Raw genomic sequence first — 21,771 nt, 5'->3', positions numbered from 1 at the left:
TTCGAACCGCTCAGGAGGGGTCGCTGTCGGGCGGCACCGCCGTCCCGTCGGGCGTGGGCGTCTCCGGTGCCGCAGCTTCCGGCGCCGGGGCATCGGGCGCGATGCCGTCCACCGCCGCGCCGTCGCCCGCCTCGTCGGCTTCCGCCGGCAGCAGGGCCGCCGACACCACGCGCTCGCCGTCGGCCACCCGCAGCAGGATCACGCCCTGGGTCGAGCGGCCGGCCAGGCGGATGTCGCCCACCGGCATGCGGATCACCTGGCCGCCGTCGGTGACCAGCATGATCTCGGCATCGGCCGCGACCGGGAAGGCCGAGACGACCGAGCCGTTGCGGGCGGACGTGGCGATGTTGGCGATGCCCGACCCGCCGCGCCGCGTGACGCGGTACTCGTAGGCCGAGGTGCGCTTGCCGAAGCCGTTGGCCGTCACCGTCAGGATCAGGTCGTCGTTGGCGGCGAGCTCCAGGAATTCCTCGTCCGACAGCAGGCGCTCGGGGGCGGCCGCATCGGCGTCGGCCCCCTCCTCGGTGTCGGGAGCGGCCACGTCCTCGACCGTGCCGTCGCCCTCGCCCGGCGAACGGCGCTCCTGCGCGGCACGGCGCAGATAGGCCGCGCGCGTGCCGGCGTCGGCCTCGACATGGCGCAGGATGGAGATGTCGATCACCTCGTCGTCGCCCGCCAGGCGCACGCCGCGCACGCCGGTCGAGGTGCGGCTCTGGAACAGGCGCACCTCGGGCACTGGGAAGCGGATGCACTTGCCGCCGCGCGTCGCCAGCAGCACGTCCTGGCTCTCGTCGCACAGCACGACGCCGACCAGGCGCTCGCCCTCCTCCTCCAGCCGCATGGCGATCTTGCCGTTGGCCTTCACGTTGGTGAAGTCGGCCAGGTCGTTGCGGCGGACATTGCCGGTGGAGGTCGCGAACATCAGCGAGCGGCCGTGATGGGCCTCGCGATCCTCCGGCAGGGCCAGCACGCTGGTGACGCGCTCGCCCGCCTTGGTGTCGAGCGGCAGGAGCTGCACCATCGGCTTGCCGCGCGAGGTCGGGTTGCCGGGCGGCAGGCGCCAGACCTTCAGCAGGTAGACCTTGCCGAGCGAGGTGAAGAACAGGACCGGCGCATGCGTCCCGGCCACGAACACCTGGCTGACGAAATCCTCGTCGCGCGTCGCCATGCCCGAGCGGCCCTTGCCGCCGCGGCGCTGCGCCCGGTAGGTGACAAGCGGCGTGCGCTTGATGTAGCCGCCATGGCTGACGGTGACGACCATCGGCTCGGGCTTGATCAGGTCCTCGAGGTCGGTCTCGTCCTCGACCTCGTCGATCACCGTGCGGCGCGGCGTCTCGAACTGCTCGCGCACCGCCAGCAACTCGTCGCGGATGATCTCCAGCCGGCGCGGGCGCGAGCGCAGGATGTCGAGATACTCGCCGATCTGGGCCACGATCGTGCGCAGTTCCTCGGCGATCTTGTCGCGCTCCAGCCCGGTCAGGCGCTGCAGGCGCAACTCCAGGATGGCGCGGGCCTGGTCCTCGGACAGACGATAGGTCTCGTCGACGACCGGGTGCCCGGGCTCGTCGATGAGGGCAATGAGCGGACCGATGTCATGGATCGGCCAGGCGCGCGCCAGCAGGCCGGCACGGGCAGAGGCCGGATCGGGGGCGGCCCGGATGAGCGCGATCACCTCGTCCAGGTTGGCGACCGACAGCGCCAAGCCCAGCAAGATGTGCGCGCGCTCGCGCGCCTTGGCCAGCTCGAACGCGGTGCGGCGGGACACCACCTCCTCGCGGAAGGCCAGGAAACAGTCCAGCACCCGGCGCAGGCCCATCTGGACCGGCCGGCCGGCATCCAGCGCCAGCATGTTGATGCCGAAGGTCGTCTCCAGCGGCGTGAAGCGATAGAGCTGCTTCAGCACCACCTCTGGGTTGGCGTCGCGCTTCAGCTCGATCACCACGCGCACGCCGTCGCGGTCGCTCTCGTCGCGCAGCTCGGAGATGCCGTCGATCAGCTTCTCCTGCACCGTCTCGGCGATGCGCTCCATCATCCGCGACTTGTTGACCTGGTAGGGGATCTCGGTGACGACGATGGCCTCGCGATCCTTGCGGATCTCCTCGATCGTGGCCTTGCTGCGGATGGTGATGGAGCCGCGGCCGCCCAGATAGGCCTCGCGGATGCCGCGGCGGCCGACGATCGTGCCGCCGGTCGGGAAGTCGGGCCCGGGCACGATGTCCATCAGGCCGATGTCGTCGAGCGAAGGGTCGGCGATGATGGCGCAGCAGGCGTCGATCACCTCGGCCAGATTGTGCGGCGGGATGTTGGTTGCCATGCCGACGGCGATGCCACCGGCGCCGTTCACCAGCAGGTTGGGGTAGCGCGCCGGCAGGACCATCGGCTCGCGGCTAGTGTCGTCGTAGTTCGGCTGGAAGTCGACGGTGTCGCGGTCGATGTCCTCCAGCAACGCCTCGGCCGAGCGCGCCAGGCGCACCTCGGTGTAGCGCATGGCCGCCGGGCGGTCGCCGTCCATGGAACCGAAATTGCCCTGCCCGTCGATCAGCGGCAGGCGCATCGAGAAGTCCTGCGCCATGCGCACCATGGCGTCGTAGATCGCCGTGTCGCCGTGCGGGTGATACTTGCCCATCACGTCGCCGACGATGCGCGCCGATTTGCGATAGGCGCGGTTCCAGTCGTACCCGTTCTCCTTCATCGCATAGAGGATGCGGCGATGGACGGGCTTCAGCCCGTCACGGACGTCCGGCAGCGCGCGCGCCACGATCACGCTCATGGCGTAATCGAGGTAGGAGCGGCGCATTTCGTCTTCGATGGTGACGGGTGCGATGTCGAACGGCTTGGACGGAGCGTCGACCAATGGGATGTCTCGTTTCCGGGATGGGGCCGGTATCGGCGGGGTGGGGAACGCCCGGCTCACCGACAGATTCGTCGAACAGTCACACTAGAACATTTCGCAGTTGCGAACAACGATCGCGGCTCGCGCGACTGCATAGGCGCGGACCCGCGCAGCGCCCGGCATGGCCCAACTTATTGCCACGACGCGATTCTTGCCGCACTGTAGCAGCTTGGCTGACCGGGAGCCGCGGGGGAATACGGCGCGTGTGGGCTGCGATGGGGCCGGGTCGTCCGCGATCCGCAGGGCGGAGGTTGGTCGCGGGGCTGGCACTGGCAGTCCTGGGATCGCTTGCGACCCCGATCCCGGTTTCCCAAGCCGCCATCCCGCCGTCCCAGCTTCTGGCCGACCCCGCACTCGTCGCCTATCGCGAGGGCCGCTTCGCCGAGGCGATCGGGCGGCTGGCGCCGCTGGCCGCCCAGCACAAGGACGACGTGCTCGTCCGCCGTTATCTCGGCCTCTCCTATTACGGGCTGAAGCGCTATGGCGAGGCGGCGGCAACGCTTGAGGAAGCGGCCCGGATCGAGCCCGGCAATGCCACCACCTGGCTCTATCTCGGCCTGTCGCGCTATGCCCAGGGCCGATATCCAGCCGCCGCCGAAGCCCTGGCCAAGGCCGAGGCGCTGGAGCCGGATGCCCGCTCGGCCGCCGTCGCCCGCTCCTTCCGCGAGACGATGACGCGCTTCACGACGGAGCGCACGGTGCCCGCCGCCCCGCAGCCGCGGCGCTGGTCGCTGACCGGACAGGCCGGCATCGCCTATGACGACAATGTGCCGCTGCGCGCCGGCCAGGCCCCCGGTGCGCGGGCCGGTGCCCGCACCTTCCAGAGCGCCTGGGGCGGCTACGACATCATCCAGGACGGCGGCTGGCGGCTGCGTGGCGAGGGTTTCGGCTATCTCAGCCAGAACCTGCGCGGCGCGCTGAACGAATACGACCAGATCACCGTCGAGGCCGCCATCGACCTCAGCTACCAGGCGACGATCTGGGGCATGCCGGCCCGGCCCGGCCTGCGCTATGCCTACCAGCCGGCCTGGGAGGGCGGGTCGGAGTACAGCCAGAGCCACGCGGTGACGGCCTCGCTGGTCCTCCAGCCGCTGGACGACACCATCTCCTACCTTTTCTACCGCTACGGGCGGGAGGATTATGCCGACGACGGGGTCCAGCGCCGCTTCACCTCCCGCGACCTCGGTAGCGGGCACCAAGTCGGCCTCACGCAATATTATTACTTCGAGGACCGGCGAAACTACGTCTTCGGCGGCTATTCCTACCTGCGCAACGACGCCAAGGGCTCGTTCTTTGACGAGAGCGGCCACCGCCTGACTGCCGGCGGCGCGTTGCTGCTGCCGTGGGACCTGCGGCTGATGTTGCGGGCGGAATACCAGTGGCGGGACTTCGGCAGCTACCCGATCGATCCCAAGCGCAACTTCCAGCGCCAGCACTACACCGCCACCCTGACCAAGCCGGTGGCCGAGGGGATGGCGGTATCGCTCGGCTACAGCTACACGAACGAGGATTCGAACTACTCGGCGCTGTCCTATCGCCGCAACCTCTTCACCCTGTCGCTGACCTATGACTTCTGACGGCGGCTGGAGCGTGACAGGTACTAGAGCGTGACAGCTTGGGCGGCCAGCGCCAGGCCGGCGACGCCGGTGGCAGCACCCACCAGGGCCGCCAGGACGAGAATGACGAGATGACCGATCGTGCGCTTCATGGCGGTATCCCCGTTGCCGACCGGACCATCGTCCCGTCGCGGGGTACGTCGCGCATTGCCGCCGGGCGGTTCGACCGGCGCGCGCATTATAGTGGCGTCGGCATGTCGAAACTTTCGCTGAACCATTCCGCCACCGCGGACGACTGAGGGAGCAAGATGGCCGAGGGCCAGGGCAGGACCGGGAAAGAGTTCCAGCAACTCGAGAACGATCTCCTCACCCGGGCGGGGCGTGGCGACCGAGCCGCGTTCAAGGCGCTCTACGAGCGTTTTCAGCGGCCGTTGTTCGGGTTCCTGATGCGGATGGTGCGGGACCAGGCGATGGCAAACGAACTGCTCAACGACGTGATGCTGGATGTGTGGCGGTCCGCCGCCGGGTTCGAGGGCCGTTCTTCGGCCGGGACCTGGATCTTCGGCATCGCCCACAACAAGGCCATCAGCCTGCTGCGCCGGCGGCGCGAGGACCAGTTGCCCGAGGATGCGGCCGACACGATCGTCGACGATGCCGCCACCCCGGACGCGACGGCCGAGCAGGCGGACCTGGGCCGGGTGATGCAGCGCCTGCTGGACCGGCTGACGCCGGAGCACCGGGCGGTCCTGCAGCTCACCTACTACCAGGACCTGTCGGTGCAGGAGATCGCCGACGCGCTCGACTGCCCCGTCAACACCGTGAAGACGCGCATGTTCTATGGCCGCCAGCGCATGCGGGAGATGCTCTCCGCCGCCGGCATCCAGGGAGTTTCGGCATGAACCGCAATCCGGTCGACACCATCGACAGCCTGCCCGAGGAAGCGTTCCTGCTGCCGTGGTACGTCAACGGCACGCTCGACGCCGAGGATCGCGGCCGGGTCGAGGCGGCACTGGCCCAGTCGGCCGAGCTGCGCGAGGAGCTGGAGCTGCTGCGCGCCGTCGAGCGCTCCGTCGTGGCCTCCACCGACGCCATGCCCGACCCCGATCCGGACGGCTTCGCCCGCCTGATGGCGCGGATCGACGCCGAGCCGCAGCGCACGGCCCAGCCGGCGGCAAGCCAGGGCCGCGGCCTGCTGGCCCGGGTCGCCGGCTGGTTCGAGGTCTCCTGGCGGCCGGCGATGGCCGCCGCCGCCCTGGTGATCGCCGTGCAGGCGGCCGCCATCGTCGCCCTGGTCGGGGACCGGGGAGAGGCCGGCGGCCAGTTCCAGACCGCATCCGGCGCATCGGGCACGGGCGACGCCCGCTTCCTGGTCGGTTTCGCCGATGGCGCCCTGCTGGGCGATATCCGCGCCTTGCTGGAGCGGGCCGACGCCGTGATCGTCAAGGGGCCGACCGCCGACGGCTACTTCGTCGTCGCCGCCCAGGGGGATGCCGCCCAGGCCCAGTCCACGCTACAATCGGCGGCCAATCTGGTCACCCAGGCTGAACGGATGCCATGAAGAAACCCAGGCGGTCGCACTTCCAGCCACTCGCGGGCAGGCTAGGTCCGGCGGCCGCCCTGGTCTTGGCCGTCACCGCCCCGGCGGAGGCGTCCGACCGCCTGCAATGGAGCGACGGCGACCGCGCCGAATGGATCCTGGCCGACGACCCCGGCCCCCTCGCCGACCGCCAGTACATCCTGCTGGCCCAGACCATGCCGCCCGGCAACGATGGCGGCTTCCCCAAGCCGCCGCCCACCAACGTGCCGCCCGACCGGGTGCCCCCGCCGCCGACGCGGCCGCCGCCGGTGGTGCCGCCCGGGCCCCAGGTTCCCGACACCCCGGACGTGCCCGGCCCGCCGCCGCCTGCCCGCCACCCATCCCGCTCGGCAAGCCGCAGTCGCCGGGTGCCGGCGGCAATGTGCCGGTCATCCCCGGCCCGTTCCGCCCGCGCCGGTTCCGCCCGTGCCGCCGGCCCCGGTGCCGCCGGTGCCGCCCCCGCCGTCCCCCGGCCCCCGTTCCGCCGCCCCCGTACCGCCGGTCATGCCGCCGCCGGGGCGCCCACGGGCCTGGGCCATCGAACGGCCGGTGACGCAGTCGCCGCAGCCGACCGATGCCCCGCCTCCGCCGATGATGCCACCGCCCGGCAGCGACGACCTGGCCGAGGCCCTGCCGGACGAGGTGCTGATCCTGCTGCATCCCGGCCTGGGCCAGACGGCCGCCGACGCCATCGCGCGCGACTACGCGATGGGCCTGGCCGAGACGATCCCGCTTACGATCCTTGGCACCGAGGCCTACCGGCTGCTGATCGTGCAGACGCGACCGATCGGGCCGCTGGTCGACCTGCTGAACCTCGATCCACGCATCCAGATCGCCCAGCCGAACTATCGCTACCGCACCATGCAGACCCAGCCGGCCCCCGCCGGCCCCTTGCGCCAGTACGCGCTGGAGCGGCTGCAGGCCGAGCAGGCCAATCGCATCGCCCGCGGCCAGGGCGTGCGGGTGGCCGTGATCGACACCCGCATCGACGCCAGCCACCCGGCACTGGCCGGCCGCCTGGCCGGCGTCATCGACGTCATGGGACTGGCCGAGCGCGACCCCGGCCAGCATGGCACGGCGCTGGCCGGCATCATCGCCGCCGACGGCCGGCTGCGCGGCATCGCGCCCCAGGTCCAGCTTCTGTCGGTCCAGGCCTTCACCCCCGATCCCAAGCAGGCCGGGTCGAGCACCAGTTCGTCGGACAAGATCGCGCGTGCGATCGACGTCGCGGTCGACCAGGGTGCGCGCGTCCTCAACCTCAGCTTCGCCGGCCCCAGCGATCCCATCGTCGGCCGCATGGTCCGGCGCTCCTACGAGCGGGGTGCGGTGATCGTGGCCGCCGTCGGCAATGACGGGCAGGAGAAGACGCGCTTTCCGGCGGCGTTCGCCGAGGTCATCGCCGTGACCGCGACCGACGCGCGCGACCGGCTCTACACCCAGGCCAACCGCGGCAGCTTCGTCGGCGTCGCCGCCCCCGGGGTCGACATCGTCACCACCGGCCCGGGCGGCACTTTCCAGTCCCTGTCCGGCACCTCGATGGCGGCCGCCTATGTCAGCGGCGTCGCCGCCCTGCTGCTGGAGCGCAACCCGGGGCTGACACCGGCCGAGGTACGAGCCCTGATCGAGGGCAGCGCCCAGGACCTGGGGGCGCCGGGCCGGGACAGCGAGTTCGGGTCCGGCCGGGTCGACGCCTTCCGCGCCGTCAGCCGCAATGGCCAGACCTCGCAGAAGCCGCCAGCGGCGAAGTGACCCGTCAGTAGGTGACGGTCACCACGACCGTCGTGTCGCTGTAGTCGCCGACCGGCACGGTGTTCTGGCCGGCCGGGATACGGCCGAAGACCGTGTGGTTCTTGGTGGTGTTGACCAGCGCCAGCGCATAGCCGTCGACGACCGTGTTGGGCGCGCTCGTGCCCCAGATCGTGCCGTAGCTGTTCGAGGTGTAGAGGTTGTAGTTCAGGCTGTCGCCGCCCTTGAACATCTTGCGCTGGGCGACGCTGCCCGACTGCCCGGCCGAGATAGCGATCTCGTACGAGACCAGCAGCCCGATATTGAGGCCGAGGAAGACGCGGCAGGTGACCGCGACGTTGCCGTTGTTGAGGACCGCCGGCCCGTTGATGGGGTTGTAGTCCGAGAAGCTGACCGGCGTCGTCACCACCGTGCAGGTGCATAGCAGCAGGCACGACGCCGCCTTCACGGGCGGGGACCAGGCGGCGAAGGCCGCCAGCAGCAGCAGGATGCGGGCGATCCTCATCGGCAGGCCTCCACCGTCAGGCGCGGAATGCCGGGCTGGGCGCGATCGAAGGGCGGCACCGTGAAGGCGCAGCCGCCATTGCCGTCATCGAGCGAGAAACGACTGTCGGCCGCCGGCACGCGCAGCAGTGCCTCGCCATCCTGGGCCACCCGGGCCGCCTGGCCGGTATCCAGGTTGGCGACGCGGGTGCCGGGGGCGACCGGCTTGCCGTCGCGCAGCAGCCGCACCAGAACCGTGTCCAGCCCCTCGACCGGAAAGCGCACGACGGTGCCGCTGCGATAGCCAGGCGCCACCTCGATGCGCCGCTGGTCGAGCCGCGCGCGTATCGGCAGGTCGGCCGGGTCGACCCCGATCTGGTTGGCCATGTAGGGGTGCAGGCGGGTGACCAAGAGCTGGCCATCGGCATCGGTGCGGCCGACCAGGTTGTTCTCGCGATAGATGCGCACGTCGGGCTGGTCGGGCACCGTCACCACGGCAAAGCCCTCGTCGATGCGGCGGCTGGCGAAGAGGCCGCCATCGGCCAGCACCAGCGCGCCCGAGGCCGAACCAAAGACGGCGGGCCGGCCGCCATGGCGCGCGGCGCCGGCCGAGAAGCGGCCGACCGTGCCGTCCCATTCGGCCGTCCCCTCGATGGTTTCCTGCTGCCGACCGCGCTGCACCCGGGCACGCAGGCCGAGCCCGCCCTCGACCGGCGTCGGCCGGCTGTAGTCGGCGGTCGCCGTCGCCCCGTCCGTGCCGGAGCGGCCGCCGACCTGCACCGAATCGCGCGGGCCCAGCGGGATCGACAGGTTGAATCCGACCGTCGTCGCTGCCCGGCCGCTGACGGTGTGCAGGGCGAGCAGACCGAGCTGGATGTCGGCCCCGATGGGCACGGAATAGTTCAGGCTGGCGACCAGCACGTCGTCGGCGCCGTCGAGGATCTGGCGGGCGACGGTGCCGCTGGCGGTGCCCAGGCTCCCCATCGGCAAGGATGCGGTCACCTGCGTCTCCGATCGCACCTGGATGCGATGGGCATCGCCACGGTTGTCGCCACCGATCTCGCGGAAGCCCGGGGTGCGTTCGGTATGGCGCAGGCTGAAGCTGAAGTCGGGAAAGATGCGCTGGAAGCCGATCCCGGCCAGCGCGCCGGTGCGGCCCTCGTCGAGTGTGGCCGCCAGCGACAGGTTGAACTCGCCCAGTTGGGGCCACAGCCAGGCGACGCTGGCGCCGGCCGCCTGGCGGTCGATCCCGGCCTCGCCATGGCCTTCCGCCGTCAGCCGGTCGGTCACGCCATAGCGATAGGTGCCCTGGGCCAGGAACTGGCCGTAGTCGAAGCTGCGCTCCTGGAAACGGTTGCGCAGGAACCCCGCCTCCATCGACCAGGCATCGAGGCCCGCCTGCAACAGGCGCGTCGAGATATAGAAGGGCAGCGACAGCACCTGCTCGCGCCCCAGCACGTCGCGGACGACGAGGTTGGCCGTGCCACCGCCCTGCATCACCGGAATGCGGCTGAGCGTGAACGGCCCGTCATCGACCCGCCCGCGATGGTTGAGCGCCCCGTTGATGAAGACGTCCAGCGTCGACGGCACCGCCGCCTGGCCGGCGAAGGACGGCAGGGGATACGGGATGAAGCCTGGGTCGAGCGCGAAGTTGCGGCCGATCTGGATGCCGCCGAAGCGCACCGGGCGGCTCCAGTCGCCGGGCACGCTGATGGCGTCGCCGATGCGCAGCGTGCGCCGCGCTTCCGGATCGTCGTGGATGAAAGCCGTTTCCAGCCGCACGGCATGCGACCGGTCGTCCCCCTGGTGGCCCAGCACCGTCGTCAGCAGCACGCCGAGCGGGCTGAACACGCCCCCCTCCAGCAACTGGCTGGCGAAGCGGCCGGTCCGATCGGCCTGGACGTAGGCGTCGTAGTTGAGGAAGGCACCGGTCGACGGCGCGGGCGGCGGGGCCGGGCGGACGGCGTGGCCGTCGCCGCGGACCTCCTGGCGGGCCCGGGCCTCTGCCGAGATGCGCAGGTCGACCGCCTGCTGCTGGCGATCCAGCACGGCCACGACGCCGGTGCCGGTGCCAGCCGCCGCCAGGCTGCGGCCGCGATGCGTTATCGGCGGCAGGGCGTCGGCCGTCACCCGCCACCCTGCGACATCGGCCGGCTCGAACAGGAAGAGCCCGTTGGTGCGCAAGGCGCGGACATTGCGCTGCACCGACCGGCCATTCACCGAAACGTCCAGGATGACCGGGCGGGCGCCATCGGCGCCATTCCCGTTTCCCCCACCATTCCGATTGCCGTGGCCGTTTCCATTGCCATTCCCGTTGCGCGCCGCCCGGCGGTAGAGGTCGAGCCGGCGCGCTTCGGGGTCGATGCGCAGCCGGAGATCGGCGGCGGCAAGGTCGAACGGGTCGGCGGCCGGGGCCAAGCCCAGGCGCAGCGCGTCGGCGCGCGAGATGAGCATGCGCGCGCCCTGCACCTGCAGCGGGATGGTCAGGCCGGTGTCCTGGCCATCGATGGCAACCGCATAGCTGGCCGGCGGCGACGCCAGCACCGACACGATGCCGAACAACAGGCACCAGCAGGCGCACGCGCCCAGAAGCAGCGCCAGCAGGTAGGGCCAGCGCCCCGGGTCATGCACCGGCTCACCGAAGCTCGCTGGTCAACGGCCCGGCATCGGTCTCCATCGCCACGACCGCAACGGCCTGCTCGCGGCCGGGCGCGATCGGCACCTGCACCACCCGCTCGGCCCCTGGCAGCAGGTAGACGAAGACCTTGTGCCGCCCCAGCTCGGCCCCGTGCCGGTCGCGCAGGACGATCCAGTCGACGCGGACATGGGTATTGCCCTGGTTGCGCAGGGAGAGCGCCCCCGCCCGCATCGGCCCCGCGGCCAGCCGGGGTGCCGGCGGCCGGTTGGGCAGGACGAAGACCGGCACGCTGATGCGGACCACCGTCCGGATCTGGCCCGGCACCGGCTTCACCCGGTCCGGCACCTCGTCGATCAACAGCCGGAAGGCCTGCTCGACCTCGCCGGACGCCGGGGTTGCCAGGCCGACCCGCACCAGTTGTCGGCCCTGCGGTGCCAGATCGAAGATCGGCGGACTGACCACCAGCCGGTCGGACGGGGTCAGGCGATCCTCGCCGCCCGGCTGTTCCCACACGACGGGGCGGACATGCACCATCGTGTCCTGGGTGCCGGGATTGACCACTTCGAAAGAGACGATCGGCGCCTGCGGCCCCAGTTCGATGCGGATGGCGGTCGTATGCAGCGACTGGGCCGCCACCGGCACGGGCGCGACCGCCGCCAGCCCGGCCACGAGCAGGCACCGCGCGACCACCGCAGGACGGAGCGGAAGCACGGGGATGTCCCGCCCTAGAAGGTCACGGTGACCTGGACGGTATCCTCGTAGTCGCCGATCGGCACCGTCTGCTGCGAGGCCAGGATGCGGCCGTAGTAGGTCTTGTTCTGCGCGCTCCCTGTGCCGGTGTCGGATACCCATCCCGTCCCGGACGTGTCGCCCCACGAAGCGCCGCCGGGGGCGTCGGAATAGATCTGGTAGTTCAGCGTGTTGGCGCCGCTGGTCATCTTGCGGGTGGGAAGCGTGGCGCCGCTTCCGAGGCCGACGCTGATGCCGATCGTGTAGCCGGCGCCGGCGCTGCAGGTGACCGAGATGCCGTTGGTGACGGTCTCGTCGATAGCGGTCCCTGCAATCAGGGTGACATCGCCGAACGCCAGCGGCGATACGGTCAGCACGCAGGATGCGATGACCTTCGCCGTCACCGTGAGCGGCTTCACGTCCGTACCCGCCTTGGCCGCGCTCGCCATCAGCATGCCGGACGCCAGAATTGCGGCAAACCCCAGATATTTGCTTCCGCCGATCATCGCCTGTGTCCCCCGCCGATTGCCAAGCGTGCTTGCTATGTTCCAGATACACGCCAAAACTTATCAAAATCATAATCACATTGATGATCAGCATCCTGGCGGGAAATTAAATTATCGGTTGATCCCGGATCGCGAACCAACGGTTCAATTGAGATCGGATTGCGAGGCGATCGCGCATGGAAAAGGCCGGGCAAGGCCCCGAAGCCATGGGGCCCGCCCGACCTCTGCCGGAACAAACTCGGAACCGCGGTACGACCGCGGCGGGTTCTCAGAACGGAATTTCGTCGTCCAGGTCGCCGCGCGGCGGTGCGCCGCCGCCGCCACGCGGCGCCGAACCGCCGCGCCCGAAGCCGCCGCCCCCGCTTGCGCCGCTGCCGCCTCCATACCCGCCGCCACCGCCAGGACCGTCGCCCATGTCGTCATAGCCGCCGGAATCGCCCATGCCACCGCCGCCACCGCCGCCGCTGCGGCCGTCGAGCATGGTCAGTTCGCCGCGGAACTGTTGCAGCACGATCTCGGTCGTATATTTCTCGACACCGGACTGGTCGGTCCACTTGCGGGTCTGCAGGGCGCCCTCGACATAGACCTTGGCGCCCTTCTTCAGGTAGCGCTCGGCCGTCTCGGCCAAGCGCTCGTTGAAGATGACCACCCGGTGCCATTCCGTGCGCTCCTGGCGCTCGCCGGAATTGCGGTCCTTCCACGTCTCGCTGGTCGCGATGGCGAGGTTCACGATCTTCTTGCCGGCCTGTGTCGACCGCACTTCCGGGTCGCGGCCGAGGTTGCCGATGAGGATGACTTTGTTGACGCTGCCGGCCATGACCGCCGCTCCCGCTGTGGTGCCGTTGGAAAAGGTGCCGGAACATAGACCGCCCGCCGCCCGCAGCGGGAGTCGCTTTCTCGCGGGTGAGAACGTATAATGAACAAGATCGACGCTCCAGCCCGATTCTCCGGCCCATCCGCACCCGGCTTGCATTCATGTCGCTGACCCACATCCGCGTGCGTGGCGCACGCGAGCACAACCTGCGCAGCGTCGACGTCGACCTGCCGCGCGATCGCCTGGTGGTGATCACCGGCCTGTCCGGCTCGGGCAAGTCGTCGCTCGCGTTCGACACGATCTATGCCGAGGGCCAGCGCCGCTACGTCGAGAGCCTGTCGGCCTATGCCCGCCAGTTCCTGGAGCTGATGCAGAAGCCCGACGTCGATTCGATCGAGGGGCTGTCGCCCGCCATCTCGATCGAGCAGAAGACGACCTCGCGCAACCCGCGCTCGACCGTCGGCACCGTCACCGAGATCTACGACTACATGCGCCTGTTGTGGGCGCGCGTCGGCATCCCCTACTCGCCCGCGACCGGCCTGCCGATCGAGAGCCAGACCGTGTCGCAGATGGTCGACCGGGTGATGGAACTGCCCGAGGGCACGCGCCTCTATCTGCTGGCGCCCGTCGTGCGCGGCCGCAAGGGCGAGTACCGCAAGGAGTTGCAGGACCTGCAGAAGCGCGGCTTCCAGCGCGTGAAGGTCGACGGCACGCTGCACGAGATCGATGCCGTGCCCGCCCTAAACAAGAAGGTGAAGCACGACATCGAGGTGGTGATCGACCGCCTGGTGGTGCGGGACGGGCTGGGCAACCGCGTCGCCGATTCGATCGAGACGGCGCTGGGCCTGGCCGACGGCATCGCCTTTGCCGAGAACGCCGACACGGGCGAGCGGCTGACCTTCTCGGCCAAGTTCGCCTGCCCGGTCTCGGGCTTCACCATCCCGGAGATCGAGCCGCGGCTCTTCTCGTTCAACAACCCGTTCGGCGCCTGCCCGGCCTGCGACGGGCTGGGCGTCACCATGTTCTTCGACCCCGACCTGGTCGTGCCGGACGATTCGCTGCCGCTGTCGGGTGCCATCGCGCCCTGGGCGTCCTCGTCGTCGCAGTACTACCAGCAGACGCTGGAGAGCCTCGCCCGCCACTATGGCGTGACGCTGGCGACCCCCTGGCGGATGCTGCGCGAGGAGGCGCAGAACGCCATCCTCTTCGGCTCGGCCGGCACCGCCATCGAGATGGCCTACGATGATGGTCTGCGCGCCTACAAGACCGGCAAGTCGTTCGAGGGGATCATTCCCAACATGCAGCGGCGCTGGAAGGAGACCGACAGCGCCTGGGTGCGCGAGGAACTGGGGCGCTACCAGAACAACCGGCCCTGCGAGACCTGCTGCGGCCAGCGGCTGAAGCCCGAAGCGCTGGCGGTCAAGATCCGCATGCGCACGATCAGCGAGGTGGCAGCCCTCTCCATCGCCGAGGCCGCCGGCTGGTACGGCGAGCTGGCCGCCCACCTGACGCCCAAGCATGCCGAGATCGCCGAGCGCATCCTGAAGGAGATCAACGAGCGGCTGGGCTTCCTGGTCAATGTCGGGCTCGACTACCTGACCCTCTCGCGCGCATCCGGCACGCTGTCTGGCGGCGAGAGCCAGCGCATCCGGCTGGCCTCCCAGATCGGCTCGGGCCTGACGGGCGTGCTCTATGTCCTGGACGAGCCGTCGATCGGCCTGCACCAGCGCGACAACGACCGCCTGCTGGAGACGCTGAAGCGCCTGCGCGACCTGGGCAACACGGTGCTGGTGGTCGAGCATGACGAGGACGCCATCCGCCAGGCCGACTGGCTGGTCGACATGGGGCCGGGGGCCGGCGTCCATGGCGGCCAGGTGATCGCCGCCGGCACGCCCGACGAGGTGATGCGCGAGCCCGCCAGCCTGACCGCGCAGTACCTGACTGGCGCCCGCCAGGTGCCGATCCCCAAGGAGCGGCGGCAGGGCAAGCGCGGCCAGTCGCTGTCGGTCAGCGGGGCCACCGGCAACAACCTGAAGGACGTCTCGGTCGACATCCCGCTCGGCACCTTTACCTGCGTCACCGGCGTGTCGGGCGGCGGCAAGTCGACGCTGATCATCGAGACGCTCTACAAAGCGCTGGCCAAGCGGCTGCACAACGCCAAGGAACACCCCCTGCCCTTCGGGCGGCTGGACGGCGTGGAACTGATCGACAAGATCGTCGACATCGACCAGTCGCCGATCGGGCGCACGCCGCGCTCCAACCCCGCCACCTATACCGGGGCCTTCACGCCGATCCGGGAGTGGTTCTCGGGCCTGCCCGAGGCCAAGGCCCGCGGCTACGCGCCCGGCCGCTTCTCGTTCAACGTCAAGGGCGGCCGCTGCGAGGCCTGCCAGGGCGACGGCGTTATCAAGATCGAGATGCACTTCCTGCCCGACGTCTATGTCGAATGCGATGCCTGCAAGGGCAAGCGCTACAACCGCGAGACGCTGGAAATCACCTTCAAGGACAAGTCGATCGCCGACGTGCTCGACATGACGGTCGAGGAGGGCTGCGGCTTCTTCAAGGCGGTGCCGTCGATCCGCGACAAGATGGAGACGCTGCGCGAAGTCGGCCTCAGCTACATCAAGATCGGCCAGGCCGCGACCACGCTCTCGGGCGGCGAGGCACAGCGCGTGAAGCTGGCCAAGGAGTTGTCGCGGCGGGCCACCGGCCAGACCCTCTACATCCTGGACGAGCCCACCACCGGCCTGCATTTCGAGGATGTGCGAAAGCTGCTGGAGGTGCTGCACCGGCTGGTCGACCAGGGCAACACGGTGCTGGTGATCGAGCACAACCTGGAGGTCATCAAGACCGCCGACTGGATCATCGACATCGGCCCCGAGGGCGGCAATGGCGGCGGCGAGATAGTCGCCAAGGGCACGCCCGAGGACGTGGCCGAGGTCGCCCGCAGCTATACCGGCCAGTACCTGGCCCCCTATCTGTCGCGCGACCGCCACCGCCCGCGGAAGATCGCGTGATGGCGTGCCGGCCGGCGTTCGCGGCCCTGGCCGTGGCGGCGGCGCTGGCCTTGCCCCTGCCGGCCATGGCGGCCGAGCCGGAGGGTACCGGCATCTGGCGCCGCGCGGTCGACAAGATGGGCACCTATGCCACCGTCTCCACCATCGCGGACGCCGCGATCCTCAGCGCGATGGTCGGCGGCGGGGCAGTGGCGACGGCTGGCTACCTGGCGGCCGGCACCATCATGGGTTCGGCCAGCTACTACCTGCACGAGGTCGCCTGGCACTATCTGGGCCCCGAGACGACGACGTCCGACATCTCCATCGACATGCAAAAGACGATCACCTGGCGCATCGCCAGCGGCGCGCGGGCCTTTGCGCTGGGCGGCTGGTTCTCGGGCGCCATGTCCGCCTCGGTCGGCTTCGCCGCCGCCAGCCAGGTCGCAGACACGGCCGTCTATTACCTGCACGAAACGCTCTGGCGATCGTTCGGCTCGCCGGTCGCCCGGTAGCCGCCGGGTCTAGAAGGATCCGCAAGGCGCCTACTCGCCGTTCAACATGCGGACAATTTCGTCGGTGTCGGCATCGAAGTCGCGCGGAGCGACGTACTTTCCCTTGAGCAGACCGATGCGCTTGCTGGTGTCGTGCATCGCATCGATCGGCACGAGACGCGCGACCGCCTTGCCGTTGCGCGCGATGATGATTTCGCGCTCGGCGCCGCTCTCCACCGCTTCAACAAGGCGCGAGAGATCTGACTTGGCCTCGATCATGTTGACGACAGCCATCCCGACCTCCTTAGCCAGCTACTACCCCATCAGGCTATCCAGCCCGCGGCGCAGGCCCACGGCCTCGCCCACCCGGCGGGCGGCGAGCAGGGTGCCGGCAACGTAGGGGGCGGCACTGCCGCCGGCGTCATGGCGGATGACAAGGCGTTCGTCGGGCAGGCCGAACACGGCCTCGCAGGACAGGATGAAGGATGGCATGCGCACCGAATGCACCGGCACCGGCGTGCCGGCGCCGACCTGGGCGCCCCGGGTGTCGCGCAGGCCGGACAGCTCGCCCACCGGCTTGGCCGATGGTTTGCGCGGGACGGCTGCCAGCGCCTCGGCCAGTTCGCGCGCGGTGCCCGACGGCACGTCTGGCTTGCCCGCGGCGGCATAGTCGATCACCTCGACATCGGGCACGTAGCGCGCGGCCTCCAGCGCGAAGCGCTTCAGCAGGGTGGCCGTGACCGAAAAGTTGCCGGCCGCCAGCACGCCGCGCCCGGCCGCCAAGGCCGCCTGCTCGATCTCCGCATAGTCGTCCGCCCCCAGCCCGGAGGGCCCGACCACGACATGCCGGCCGGCGGCCAGCGCCGCCAGTGCATGGCCCTTCACATAGGGCGGCTTGGTGTAGTCGATGACGACGTCGGAGGGTGCGGCCAGTGCCTCGGCCAGGGTGGCATGGATGGTCACGCCCGCGGCCGGCAAGCCCAGAGCCTCGCCGGCATCGCGACCGGCGGCACCACGGGCAACGGCGCCCGCCAGTTCCAGGTCGGGTGCCGCCAGGATGGCCGGGACCAGCGCCCGGCCGACCCAGCCGGTGGCGCCGGCGACGACGATGCGGATGGCCATGGGTATCCTCCCTCAGTTCTTCGTTATTTGACTGCCAGGCGCCAGTGCGTCAGGGCCTCGATGGTCTGGATGCGTGGGGCTACACAAAAAGGAAGTCGTCAGCTTGAAGCTGTGCCTTGGACATGCCGGCAATGGTCAGCGAATGGCCGCCACCGAGGTCGATGACAGCGCCGGGCTGGCCTTGATGATCGGCTTCGGTCGCACGGGCCAGGATCGCGGCGAAACTGACGATGTCGGTCCCGTTGATGCCGCCGGCGATCTCGATCCGGCCGCCGCCGTGCTGGAAGCCCACGATCATGTCCCGACCCTGTCCGGACGCGAAGACGAAGACGTCACCATCGCCGTCCGCGATCAGCATGTCGTCCCCGAGGTCGCCCGACAGCCGATCGCGGCCCCATTCGCCGACCAGCGTGTCGTTGCCACCACCGCCGAAGATGGTGTCGTCGCCGCCACCACCATAGACCAGGTCGTTGCCCAGGTTGCCGTTGACGTGCCGGTCGTCGCCACCGGCCCCGTCCACCACGTCGTCGTCTCGCCCGCCGCGGACGAGATCGGCGCCGTCGCCGCCATAGACGGTGTCCTGGCCGCGGTTGCCGTTGACGTCGTCGCTATCCTCGCCGCCGTCAATGAAATCGCCGTCATCGCCGCCCAGGATGAGGTCGGACCCTTCGTTGCCGAATAGGCTGTCTGCCCCGGCGGCGCCGATCAGCGTATCGTCGCCCGCATTCCCTCTGGCACCGTCGTCGCCACCATCCAGGCCGATCGCATCGGCGCCGCCCTGGCCGTGCATGTAGTCGGTCTCCGGCGTTCCGAGCAGCGTCTCGGCCTCCGCGCTGCCATAGGTGAGGTTGCCGATCCGGCCCGGCTCCAGCATACCGTAGGCGTATTGCAGAGCCCGGATGTCGAAGACCGCCGGCTCCGACGCCCAGGTGCCATCCAGGCGGCTGCCGTAGGACATGACGGTGTTGCCGCCATTGTCGAGTTCCGGGGGGAGGTAAGGTGGCGGCGGCGGGTCGCCCTGCACGTTGTAGTTGCCGGGGTGGAACATGCCGAGCGTATGGCCGAGCTCGTGCATGATCGTCCGGTAGGCCAGCGACCCCGGCGTTGGATTGTGGAGCTCGGCCACCCCGGCGTTGAGGTACAGGTCCCCGGCAGTCGGCAACATCGATGGATAGCCGGCAAACGCAAGATTGACGGGCTCGTAGCTCATCCCCAGCCGAATCAGGCCGCCGTCACCGGCGTCCGCGACCTCGATGAAGCGCACCTGGGACACGGCCTCGAACTGCGCGAAGATCGCGCGGGCCGCTTCCTTCATCGTCGCGTTGAAGGGAACGAACGTGACGTTACGCGAATACGCCGGCAGCCGGTCCAGGAAAGAGTAGGTCAGCGTGACCGGGGTTCCGACGATGTCGCCTGCAAGGGTGTTCCAGAGACCAGACGTGTCGCGGATCAGCGTATCGACGATGGGGTCTCCGGTCGCCATGTCCCGGCGCTCCTCGGCAAATGCGGCGCGTCGAGAGTGAGGCGGCCGGCGTCGGTTGTCTATCGTTGGAAGGGCGCGACCAATTCAGCCGTCGCGCCGGCGGCGACGATGCGGATGGCCATGGGGTTCCTCCCTCCTTCTTTTCGTTCGCTCAGGCCTTGGCCATGCCGTCGAGCGTCATGCGGATGGTCTGGCGGCTGCGGAACAGCACGGCCTCGCGCCAGTCGTCGGTGTCGGGATAGAAGGCCCGGCGGATCTGCGCCTTGATCGCCTGGGTCTGGGGGGCGGCCCAGTCGGCGTTCGTGTGGGCGTGCAGCCAGTGGTCGGCGCGCAGCGCCGGCCGCACCGTCGTGTCCGACGGATAGGTGCCGTATTCCAGCGCCACGAAGGTGAAGCGCTCGTCGCCCAGGCGCTCCTCCAGCAGGCGGGCGCAGAAGCCATGGCGGGCGCCCGCCGTCGAGGTGCCGGCCAGCGGCTCGGTCACCGAATCGCCCCACCAGGCGCGTGCACGCGCGGCCGACGCCGTCTCCGGCAGGTGGACGCAGATCAGCTCCCCATAGGAATGCGGGCCCAGCCCGGTGTGATAGTCGATGCAGCCGACATGCTGGCGCTCTGCCAGGCGATAGTCGTCGACGATGCGCCCCAGCGTGCGGTTCGACCAGGTCGGGCCATGGCCGCCGAAGAAGAGGCCCTTGGGGTGCTTGTACTGGCCGCCACTGATGGCGACCGACAGCGCCACCTGGCCCTTCTCCTGGCGGAAGGCGGCGATGCGCGCATCGGCCGCCTCGCGCGCCGGGCCGTCGAGTGAGGCCGGCAGGATGGCTTCGGCCAGTTCGTCATAGCCTGGGTTCTCGGGCAGGGGTGCCGAGAAATCGACGAAGTTGCGGTTGAGGTCGACGCCCTCCTCGGTCACCCGGCGCACCCAGGCAAAGCCGTGCGGGTTGATGGCATGGACGACGAGGGCGGCCGTGCCCGGCGGCAGGTGGCGGTCCCCCGTCATCCAGTCGATCTGGCAGCCTGAGCCGCAGAAGCCCTCGACCCCGTGGGTGGCCGAGATCAGCATCAGCACGCGCGCTGCGTCCTCCGGCCCGATCCAGGCACAGTCGGTCGCCAGCAACTCGCCGGCCGGGCCGCGATTGGGGTTCTCGTAGCTGCGCACGGGCGCGCCGATCGCGGCCGCGGCAGCCAGGAAGCGGCGGCGGGCATCGGCATAGTCGCTGGAGAAGGTGGCCTTCGCGGCCTCGAACTCGTTCATCGGGTCTCCTGCAGGAATGGCGATCTTGGTAGCGCACCCGGCGGCCGATTGACCACCCCCGCTTGCGGGCCGCGCCCGCCGCCGCTATCTGAGGGTGATGAGCACACCCAAGACGGCCCTCCCCGGCCCGATCCATGTGGTCGGCGGGGGTCTGGCCGGCAGCGAAGCCGCCTGGCAGATCGCCCGCGCGGGCGTCCCCGTCATCCTGCACGAGATGCGCCCGGTGCGCGGGACCGATGCCCACCAGACCGACGGACTGGCCGAACTGGTCTGCTCCAACTCCTTCCGGTCCGACGACGCCATGAACAATGCCGTCGGCCTGCTGCATGCGGAGATGCGCCGGGCCGGCAGCCTGATCCTGGATGCCGCCGACCGGCACAAGGTGCCCGCCGGCGGCGCGCTGGCGGTCGACCGCGACGGCTTCTCGGCCGCCGTGCAGGCGGCACTCGAGGCCGATCCCCTGGTGACGATCGCGCGCGAGGAGGTGGCGGGCCTGCCGCCCGCCGACTGGCAGTCGGTCGTGATCGCGACCGGTCCCCTGACCTCGCCCGCCCTGGCCGAAGCCGTGCGCGGGCTGACGGGCGAGGATGCGCTGGCCTTCTTCGACGCCATCGCCCCCATCGTCCATCGCGATTCGATCGACCTCGACGTCGCCTGGTTCCAGTCGCGCTACGACAAGCCGGGCCCGGGCGGCGACGGCAAGGACTATGTCAACTGCCCGCTCGACGCCGAGCAGTACCAGGCCTTCATCACCGCCCTGCTCGAAGGCGAGAAGACCGAGTTCAAGGAGTGGGAGAAGGACACGCCCTATTTCGAGGGCTGCCTGCCGATCGAGGTGATGGCCGCGCGCGGGGTCGACACGCTGCGCTACGGGCCGATGAAGCCGGTCGGCCTGCGCGACCCGCGCTATGGCCGCCGCCCCCATGCCGTGGTGCAGCTCCGCCAGGACAATGCGCTGGGCACGCTCTACAACATCGTGGGCTTCCAGACGAAGCTGAAGCATGGCGAGCAGGCCCGCATCTTCCGCATGATCCCCGGGCTGGAGAAGGCCGAGTTCGCGCGCCTGGGCGGCCTCCACCGCAACACCTTCCTCAACAGCCCGAAGCTGCTGGACGGCTGGCTGCGCCTGAAGGCGATGCCGCGGCTGCGCTTCGCGGGCCAGGTGACCGGCGTCGAGGGCTATGTCGAGAGCGCCGCCATCGGCCTGCTGGCCGGGCGCTTTGCCGCGGCCGAGGCCACCGGGGCCGAGATCGTGCCGCCACCCGTCACGACGGCGCTGGGCGCGCTCCTGGGGCACATCACCGGCGGCGCCGACGCCGAGACTTTCCAGCCGATGAACGTCAATTTCGGCCTGTTCCCGCCGCTCGACGACAGCGTGCGCAAGAACGAGCGAAAGCCGGCGATGGCCCGGCGCGCGCTGGACGATCTCGACCGCTGGTTGGGCACCAGGGTGGACGCAGCCGCCTGACCTGACCCAAGATAT

17 protein-coding genes are annotated in these 21,771 nt (G+C 70.0%); 7 read left to right on the top strand and 10 right to left on the bottom strand.

Translation table 11 applies throughout. The features are described from left to right. Window positions 1-10: 10 nt before the first annotated feature. Complete coding sequence (gyrA, locus tag STVA_RS07715) at window positions 11-2,797, bottom strand: DNA gyrase subunit A (RefSeq protein ID WP_123689857.1); 2,787 nt, start codon at window positions 2,795-2,797, stop codon at window positions 11-13. Window positions 2,798-3,144: 347 nt separating this feature from the next. Between gyrA and STVA_RS07710 the strand changes: the two genes are divergently transcribed. The 4 genes from STVA_RS07710 to STVA_RS07695 all read left to right on the top strand — a co-directional run bounded on the left by STVA_RS07710 (window position 3,145) and on the right by STVA_RS07695 (window position 7,774). Further along, complete coding sequence (locus STVA_RS07710; RefSeq protein WP_170216403.1) at window positions 3,145-4,470, top strand: tetratricopeptide repeat protein; 1,326 nt, start codon at window positions 3,145-3,147, stop codon at window positions 4,468-4,470. A gap of 287 nt (window positions 4,471-4,757) precedes the next feature. Further along, window positions 4,758-5,348, top strand: coding sequence for a sigma-70 family RNA polymerase sigma factor (locus STVA_RS07705; protein WP_123689195.1), 591 nt, complete (start codon window positions 4,758-4,760; stop codon window positions 5,346-5,348). Further along, complete coding sequence (locus STVA_RS07700; RefSeq protein WP_123689196.1) at window positions 5,345-6,007, top strand: hypothetical protein; 663 nt, start codon at window positions 5,345-5,347, stop codon at window positions 6,005-6,007. The genes STVA_RS07705 and STVA_RS07700 overlap by 4 nt, the downstream gene beginning before the upstream one ends. Before the next feature lie 567 nt (window positions 6,008-6,574). Continuing rightward, on the top strand, window positions 6,575-7,774 hold the full coding sequence (locus STVA_RS07695; RefSeq protein ID WP_142235698.1) for a S8 family peptidase: 1,200 nt from the start codon (window positions 6,575-6,577) through the stop codon (window positions 7,772-7,774). 4 nt (window positions 7,775-7,778) lie between these two features. On the opposite strand, the gene STVA_RS07690 is transcribed toward STVA_RS07695, so the two are convergent. The 5 genes from STVA_RS07690 to ssb all read right to left on the bottom strand — a co-directional run bounded on the left by STVA_RS07690 (window position 7,779) and on the right by ssb (window position 12,944). Then, entirely contained in the window at window positions 7,779-8,276 is a 498-nt protein-coding gene (locus STVA_RS07690; protein WP_123689198.1) for a Csu type fimbrial protein, read from the bottom strand. Continuing rightward, window positions 8,273-10,885, bottom strand: a complete 2,613-nt coding sequence (locus tag STVA_RS07685; protein ID WP_123689199.1) for a fimbria/pilus outer membrane usher protein — start codon at window positions 10,883-10,885, stop codon at window positions 8,273-8,275. The genes STVA_RS07690 and STVA_RS07685 overlap by 4 nt, the downstream gene beginning before the upstream one ends. Window positions 10,886-10,889: 4 nt before the next feature. Continuing rightward, window positions 10,890-11,603: a fimbrial biogenesis chaperone gene (locus tag STVA_RS07680; RefSeq protein WP_170216404.1), complete on the bottom strand. Its 714-nt coding sequence runs from the start codon at window positions 11,601-11,603 to the stop codon at window positions 10,890-10,892. 14 nt (window positions 11,604-11,617) lie between these two features. Beyond that, window positions 11,618-12,127, bottom strand: a complete 510-nt coding sequence (locus tag STVA_RS07675; RefSeq protein ID WP_123689201.1) for a Csu type fimbrial protein — start codon at window positions 12,125-12,127, stop codon at window positions 11,618-11,620. Window positions 12,128-12,395: 268 nt separating this feature from the next. Beyond that, window positions 12,396-12,944 carry a single-stranded DNA-binding protein gene (gene ssb, locus STVA_RS07670; RefSeq protein WP_123689202.1) on the bottom strand — a complete coding sequence of 183 codons (549 nt, stop codon included), beginning with the start codon at window positions 12,942-12,944 and terminating at the stop codon, window positions 12,396-12,398. Between the two features lie 158 nt (window positions 12,945-13,102). On the opposite strand from ssb, the gene uvrA reads away from it, so the two are divergent. Then, entirely contained in the window at window positions 13,103-15,958 is a 2,856-nt protein-coding gene (uvrA, locus tag STVA_RS07665) for an excinuclease ABC subunit UvrA (RefSeq protein ID WP_123689203.1), read from the top strand. Beyond that, a complete protein-coding gene (locus STVA_RS07660; protein WP_123689204.1) occupies window positions 15,958-16,449 on the top strand; it encodes a DUF2061 domain-containing protein in 492 nt (163 codons plus the stop codon). The genes uvrA and STVA_RS07660 overlap by 1 nt, the downstream gene beginning before the upstream one ends. A gap of 30 nt (window positions 16,450-16,479) precedes the next feature. On the opposite strand, the gene STVA_RS07655 is transcribed toward STVA_RS07660, so the two are convergent. The 4 genes from STVA_RS07655 to STVA_RS07640 all read right to left on the bottom strand — a co-directional run bounded on the left by STVA_RS07655 (window position 16,480) and on the right by STVA_RS07640 (window position 20,288). After that, the gene (locus STVA_RS07655; RefSeq protein ID WP_123689205.1) at window positions 16,480-16,722 is read right to left on the bottom strand and encodes a type II toxin-antitoxin system Phd/YefM family antitoxin; all 243 of its coding nucleotides are present in this window, start codon (window positions 16,720-16,722) and stop codon (window positions 16,480-16,482) included. Window positions 16,723-16,743: 21 nt separating this feature from the next. After that, window positions 16,744-17,550 carry a 4-hydroxy-tetrahydrodipicolinate reductase gene (gene dapB / locus STVA_RS07650; protein ID WP_123689206.1) on the bottom strand — a complete coding sequence of 269 codons (807 nt, stop codon included), beginning with the start codon at window positions 17,548-17,550 and terminating at the stop codon, window positions 16,744-16,746. A 79-nt stretch (window positions 17,551-17,629) separates the two neighbouring features. Beyond that, window positions 17,630-19,033 (bottom strand): hypothetical protein, encoded by a 1,404-nt coding sequence (locus tag STVA_RS07645; protein ID WP_123689207.1) that lies wholly within the window; start codon window positions 19,031-19,033, stop codon window positions 17,630-17,632. 151 nt (window positions 19,034-19,184) lie between these two features. Further along, window positions 19,185-20,288 (bottom strand): M14 family metallopeptidase, encoded by a 1,104-nt coding sequence (locus STVA_RS07640; protein ID WP_123689208.1) that lies wholly within the window; start codon window positions 20,286-20,288, stop codon window positions 19,185-19,187. A 97-nt stretch (window positions 20,289-20,385) separates the two neighbouring features. Here STVA_RS07640 and trmFO point away from each other — a divergent pair, with 97 nt between their 5' ends. Beyond that, complete coding sequence (trmFO, locus tag STVA_RS07635; RefSeq protein WP_123689209.1) at window positions 20,386-21,756, top strand: methylenetetrahydrofolate--tRNA-(uracil(54)-C(5))-methyltransferase (FADH(2)-oxidizing) TrmFO; 1,371 nt, start codon at window positions 20,386-20,388, stop codon at window positions 21,754-21,756. Window positions 21,757-21,771: the final 15 nt, after the last annotated feature.

Origin of the sequence: Stella humosa (assembly GCF_006738645.1) — a bacterium.
In the GTDB taxonomy this organism is placed as follows: domain Bacteria; phylum Pseudomonadota; class Alphaproteobacteria; order ATCC43930; family Allostellaceae; genus Allostella; species Allostella humosa.
Note: the sequence above shows the minus strand (reverse complement) of the source record. Positions and strands in the feature narration are given on the sequence as shown.

Bases quoted from the DNA above. Each gene is read 5' to 3' on its own strand.
- STVA_RS07690 (WP_123689198.1), bottom strand. From the start codon at position 8,276: ATGAGGATCGCCCGCATCCTGCTGCTGCTGGCGGCCTTCGCCGCCTGG.
- gyrA (WP_123689857.1), bottom strand. From the start codon at position 2,797: ATGCGCCGCTCCTACCTCGATTACGCCATGAGCGTGATCGTGGCGCGC.
- trmFO (WP_123689209.1), top strand. From the start codon at position 20,386: ATGAGCACACCCAAGACGGCCCTCCCCGGCCCGATCCATGTGGTCGGC.
- STVA_RS07640 (WP_123689208.1), bottom strand. From the start codon at position 20,288: ATGAACGAGTTCGAGGCCGCGAAGGCCACCTTCTCCAGCGACTATGCC.
- STVA_RS07705 (WP_123689195.1), top strand. From the start codon at position 4,758: ATGGCCGAGGGCCAGGGCAGGACCGGGAAAGAGTTCCAGCAACTCGAG.
- dapB (WP_123689206.1), bottom strand. From the start codon at position 17,550: ATGGCCATCCGCATCGTCGTCGCCGGCGCCACCGGCTGGGTCGGCCGG.
- STVA_RS07675 (WP_123689201.1), bottom strand. From the start codon at position 12,127: ATGATCGGCGGAAGCAAATATCTGGGGTTTGCCGCAATTCTGGCGTCC.
- STVA_RS07645 (WP_123689207.1), bottom strand. From the start codon at position 19,033: ATGGCGACCGGAGACCCCATCGTCGATACGCTGATCCGCGACACGTCT.
- STVA_RS07660 (WP_123689204.1), top strand. From the start codon at position 15,958: ATGGCGTGCCGGCCGGCGTTCGCGGCCCTGGCCGTGGCGGCGGCGCTG.
- STVA_RS07700 (WP_123689196.1), top strand. From the start codon at position 5,345: ATGAACCGCAATCCGGTCGACACCATCGACAGCCTGCCCGAGGAAGCG.
- ssb (WP_123689202.1), bottom strand. From the start codon at position 12,944: ATGGCCGGCAGCGTCAACAAAGTCATCCTCATCGGCAACCTCGGCCGC.
- STVA_RS07655 (WP_123689205.1), bottom strand. From the start codon at position 16,722: ATGGCTGTCGTCAACATGATCGAGGCCAAGTCAGATCTCTCGCGCCTT.
- uvrA (WP_123689203.1), top strand. From the start codon at position 13,103: ATGTCGCTGACCCACATCCGCGTGCGTGGCGCACGCGAGCACAACCTG.